This window comes from Streptomyces sp. NPDC059564 (assembly GCF_042735575.1).
Taxonomy (GTDB): Bacteria; Actinomycetota; Actinomycetes; order Streptomycetales; family Streptomycetaceae; genus Streptomyces.
Genome location: NZ_JBHWBP010000449.1, coordinates 1 through 5458, shown reverse-complemented (window position 1 = coordinate 5458; position 5458 = coordinate 1). Strand labels below are relative to the sequence as shown.

Genomic DNA, 5458 nt, shown 5'->3' with positions numbered 1-5458 from the left:
CTGAGTAGTCGTCATGCTCCTGACCTGGTGTTGTGCAGGTTGGTTGAGCGTGTTTGTGGCTGAGTGGCTCACTGAATCTGCGCAGTGTCGGGGTGCTACGTACCACTGCCGTCCCGAGGGCCTGTGCGGCCCTCGGCACAAGGGCGGTACTACTTGCCCTTGGCGGCTTCCTTGAGCTTGGAGCCCGCGGAGACCTTCACGCTGTAGCCGGCCGGGATCTGGATGGGGTCGCCGGTCTGCGGGTTGCGCGCGGTGCGAGCGGCACGGTGGGTGCGCTCGAAGGTCAGGAAGCCGGGGATGGTGACCTTCTCGTCGCCCTTGGCGACAATCTCGCCGACGGTCTCGGCGAGCGCGGCCAGAACGGCGTCGGCGTCCTTGCGGGTCACCTCGGCGCGCTCGGACAGAGCGGCCACCAGCTCACTGCGGTTCATGTTGTACTCCCGTGTTCAACTTGCCTTAGAGGCGTGAGATCGAAGCCGATGCTGCCAGGGCCCTCGGACAGTCCCCGGACCCGGGTCTGAACGTCAGACCCTCTCGCCCGGTTACGCATCCTGCCCCCACCAGCGGCGGGAAAGCCAATCCGGCACCCGCCAGGGTCACACGAAAAGCGCCACAGTCACGCCGCGGTGACGCTCCGTCCGCACCCAGGGCTCCGGCGGGTCCGTGGGCCGGATGGACCCGGCGGACCGCCGTGGATGCGGACCGCGGGCCACGCGGGCATCCCCGCAACCCTAGAGGCGCCCCGCCGGGCCCGCATCCCGCGACGCGCCGGGATCGGACCGTGGGGCCCGTCACACTGCGTCGCGGGCGCCGGGGCGGGCGGCTGCGGTGAGGAGGCCGCGGGGAGCGGCCGCGGGGGCTAGACCGACGTGGCGGCAGCGGCGGGGGCGGCAGCGGCGGCGGCCTTGCGGACGGCGCCCGCGACCGCGCCCGCGACCTTGTCGTTGAAGACCGACGGGATGATGTAGTTGGCGTTCAGCTCGTCCTCGCCGACGACGTCGGCGAGGGCGGCCGCGGCGGCCAGCATCATGTCGGTGTTCACGGTCCGCGACTGGGCGTCGAGGAGGCCGCGGAAGACGCCCGGGAAGACCAGCACGTTGTTGATCTGGTTCGGGAAGTCCGAGCGGCCGGTGGCCACGACGGCGGCGGTCTGGCGGGCGACGGCCGGGTCCACCTCGGGGTCCGGGTTCGCGAGCGCGAACACGATGGCGCCTTCCGCCATGGCGGCGACGTCGTCACCCGAGAGCACGTTCGGGGCCGAGACGCCGATGAAGACGTCGGCGCCGACCACGGCCTCCTTGAGGGTGCCGGTGTAGCCCTCGGGGTTGGTGTTGTCGGCGATCCAGCGCAGCGGCGAGTCGGCGTCCGCGTCGACGAGGTCGGGACGGTCCGCGTGCACGACGCCGTGGATGTCGGCGCTCACCGCGTTCTTCACACCCGCCGCGAGGAGCAGCTTGAGGATGGCGGTACCGGCCGCGCCGGCGCCCGACATGACCACCTTGACGTCGCCAACCGCCTTGCCCACCACGCGAAGTGCGTTGGTCAGGGCGGCGAGGACGACGATGGCGGTGCCGTGCTGGTCGTCGTGGAAGACCGGGATGTCGAGGGCCTCGCGCAGCCGGGCCTCGATCTCGAAGCAGCGCGGCGCGGAGATGTCCTCCAGGTTGATGCCGGCGAAGCCGGGGGCGATGGCCTTGACGATCGCGACGATCTCGTCGGCGTCCTGCGTGTCGAGGCAGATCGGCCAGGCGTCGATGCCCGCGAAGCGCTTGAAGAGGGCGGCCTTGCCCTCCATGACGGGCAGCGCGGCCATCGGGCCGATGTTGCCGAGGCCCAGGACGGCGGAGCCGTCGGTCACGACTGCGACGGAGTTGCGCTTGATGGTGAGGCGGCGCGCGTCCTCGGGGTTCTCCGCGATGGCCATGCACACGCGGGCGACGCCCGGGGTGTAGATCATCGAGAGGTCGTCGCGGTTGCGGATGGGGTGCTTGGACGACATTTCGATCTTGCCGCCGAGGTGCATCAGGAAGGTTCGGTCGGAGACCTTGCCGAGGCTGACGCCCTCGATGCCGCGCAGCTTCTCGACGATCTCGTCGGCGTGCGCGGTGGAGGTGGCGGCGATGGTGACGTCGATACGGAGCTTCTCGTGACCGGAGGCGGTCACGTCGAGGCCGGTGACCGAGCCTCCCGAAGACTCCACGGCGGTGGTGAGCTGGGAGACCGCGGTTCCGCTCGCGGGCACTTCCAGGCGGACCGTCATCGAATACGAGACGCTGGGCGCCGTTGCCATGGCCGTGTTCCTCTTCTGTCCCTGATTTCGCTGTACACAGGGCCCGCACACGGCAGGCGTGACGGGACCCGTTGTCCGATCGTCCCACCTACCAGCCGGTACGAGGTAACCAGCTACAAACTTCGGAAGAACACTTCCACCATACGAGATACCGGGGGCCGGTGGAATGGTGGGTTAATACGAAACTGGTCCGCGCCCCCCACTCGTGGGGGGCGCGGACCTGTTCTTCTCACCAAGACTGACGACACCGACCCGCCATGCTCGCCTCGCGGCAAGTGGTCGCTCTAGGCGACGAAGGTTGGGCCCGGGGGCTTGGATCGAGCCGGTGTCGTAACCAGGCTAACAAAGGATCGCCGGATGTGATCCCCCCTCCCGCGAGTCGGTCTCCCGGCTCACGCGCCTGGCCGCGAGCCATCCGGCCCCGCGGCGTCCGTCAGGGGCGCAGGAGTTCCGGGACGCCGTCCTCGCCGGGGCGGTCGCCCGCCGCCGAGACCACCGTCAGCTGCTGCGTGGCGCGCGTGAGGGCCACGTACAGCACCCGCAGGCCCGCCGGGGACTCCCCGGCGATCTCCGCCGGGGAGACGACCACCGTGGCGTCGTACTCCAGGCCCTTGGCCTCCAGGCTGCCCAGCGCCACCGCCCGCTCGCCCAGGTCCGCCAGCCAGCCCGCGGCCTCCGCCCGCCGGTCCATGGCCACGACCACGCCGACGGTGCCGTCCACCTGCTCCAGCAGCCTGCGGGTCTCCTCCCGGACGGTGGTCGCCAGATCCTCGGCGGCGGCCGTGAAACGGGGCTCCAGGCCCGTGGAGCGCACCGCGGTCGGCGGCTCCATGCCGGGCATCGCCAGCTTCAGCACCCGGGAGGCCACCTCGGCGACCTCGGCCGGGTTGCGGTAGTTCACGGTCAGCGTGAACCGCCTGCGCGGCCGGCGCCCCAGGGCCTCGTCACGCGCGGCGGCCGCCTCGTCGGGATCGGTCCACGAGGACTGCGCCGGGTCGCCGACCACCGTCCAGGTGCCCGACCGGCCGCGGCGGCCCACCATCCGCCACTGCATCGGCGTCAGGTCCTGCGCCTCGTCCACGATCACGTGCGCGTACTCGGTGCGCTCGGCGGCGATGCGTTCCGCCCGCTCCCACTGGGTCTCCTCGCGGGTCGGCATCAGCTCCTCCAGCCCGCTGAGCTGGTCCAGCGGGTCCATCTCCCGCTTGCGCTTCGGCCGCGCGGGCGCGCCGAGCAGCTGCTGGAGCTCGTCGAGCAGGGCCACGTCGTGCACCGACAGCGGCCCCTTGCCGTCCGGGCCGACCCGGCGCAGGGAACGGGCCAGCTGGCGGGTCTCGCGGGGGCTCAGGTCCCGGCGCGACCAGCGTCCCAGCCGCCGCTCGTCGGCCATGGCGGCCAGCACCTTGCGCGGCGTCAGCTCCGGCCACCAGGCATTGAGGAAGCCGATGAAGTCGTCCTCGGTGGAGATGTCCTCGTCGAACGCGGAACGCAGCTCGGCGGCCAGCTCCGGGTCGCTGTGCCGGCCCGCCCCGCCGGACTTCGCGTAGAGGGCGTCGAGCAGCAGCTTGCGGGCGCGCGGGCGCAGCAGGTTCACCGGGGCGGTGCCGCTGAGGACCGTCTGACGGATCCGCTCCAGGTCGGCGGCCTCCAGCTCCTGGCGCCGCCCGAAGGCCACCACCCGCAGCCGCTCGGGGGCCGCGCCGAGCTCCAGCGCGCCCCGTACGGCCTTGCGGAGCACCTTGAGCATCCGGGAGGAGCCCTTGATCCGGGACACGGACGGGTCGTCGTACGTGGTCGCCTCGGCGCCGTCCACGAGCGAGCCGAGCGCCCGGATGGCGACCTGGCCCTCCTCGCCGAGGGAGGGCAGGACGCCCTCGGTGTACGCCACCAGCAGCGGCGTGGGCGAGACGATCAGGATGCCGCCGGAGTAGCGCCGCCGGTCCTGGTAGAGCAGGTAGGCGGCCCGGTGCAGGGCCACGGCCGTCTTCCCGGTGCCGGGACCGCCCGCGACTTCGGCCACGGAGGCGGCGGGGGCCCGGATGACCATGTCCTGCTCGGCCTGGATGGAAGAAACGATGTCCCGCATGGAGTGCGTACGGGCCCGCCCGAGAGCGGCCATCAGGGCGCCGTCGCCGATGGCGGGCAGCTCCCGGCCGTCGAGGAAGGCGGTCAGCTCGGGACGCATCAGGTCGTCCTCGACGCCGAGCACCTTGCGGCCCTTGGAGCGGATCACCCGGCGGCGCACGACCCGGCCGGGGTCCTTCGGGGTCGACCGGTAGAACGGCGCGGCCGCCGGGGCGCGCCAGTCGATGACGAGGGGCGCGTAGTCGGTGTCGAGTACGCCGATGCGCCCGATGTGCAGGGTTTCGGCGATGTCGGCGGTGAGGTCGGGCCGGATCGCGTCCTCGGCGGGCTCGACGGAGGTGAACGCGCCGTCGGCGCCGCGCTCCCCGTCCTTGCCGAGGACGAGGTCGATCCGTCCGAAGAGGAAGTCCTCGAACTCGTTGTTCAGCCGGTTGAGGTGGATCCCGGCGCGGAAGACCTGCGCGTCGCGCTCGGCGAGCGCGCCGGGCGTGCCGACCTGCCCCCGCTTGGCGGCGTCGTTCATCAGGAACTCGGCCTCGTGGATCTTCTCCTCAAGGCGTCGGTACACCTGATCGAGATGCGTCTGCTCGGCCGCGATCTCCCGATCGCGGACGGAATCCGCCGTGCTGTCGACAGCGGCATTCTGCGCGGCCACCAAGGCCCCCTTCTGACGTGCATGGGCGACCGTCAACCGTACGCGAATCCGGCCCTGCTCCGCACGCCCGTTCCGCGCGGCGTACCAATAGCGACGATATGGGCCCCGAATCGGGCGGAACCGGCGGCGGTACTTCTGATCTTGTACGTCGCCTCGCGCGGCGGCGCCTCCGGCCCCCTCGGGCGCCCGGGGCGGGGCGGGGGTTGCCCACCCGCCTGCCGGAGCTACGGGCGGGGGCCGGCGGAGCGGGGGCCCCGGAGCGGGGGCCGGCGGAGCGGGATCCGAGCTGATCCGAATCAGAGCCGGTTTGGTGGTCTCCCGTCTGTCTCATCGTCTCTCCGCGTCGGGCCGCCCGGTCAAGGGCGCTCCCTTCGGTGGGGGGGGGTGTCGTTTGCGTAGGGGGACCCCGGAGCCGCCGGCCCGGCGCG

3 protein-coding genes are annotated in these 5458 nt (G+C 72.0%); all 3 read right to left on the bottom strand.

Features of this window, described 5'->3' with window-relative positions; all coding sequences use genetic code 11:
- Positions 1-149 precede the first annotated feature (149 nt).
- Positions 150-431 carry an HU family DNA-binding protein gene (locus tag ACFV0Q_RS37885; protein ID WP_007264399.1) on the bottom strand — a complete coding sequence of 94 codons (282 nt, stop codon included), beginning with the start codon at positions 429-431 and terminating at the stop codon, positions 150-152.
- Between the two features lie 428 nt (positions 432-859).
- Positions 860-2290, bottom strand: coding sequence for an NAD-dependent malic enzyme (locus ACFV0Q_RS37880; RefSeq protein ID WP_385012109.1), 1431 nt, complete (start codon positions 2288-2290; stop codon positions 860-862).
- 433 nt (positions 2291-2723) lie between these two features.
- The gene (locus ACFV0Q_RS37875; protein WP_385012107.1) at positions 2724-5030 is read right to left on the bottom strand and encodes a HelD family protein; all 2307 of its coding nucleotides are present in this window, start codon (positions 5028-5030) and stop codon (positions 2724-2726) included.
- Positions 5031-5458 lie beyond the last annotated feature (428 nt).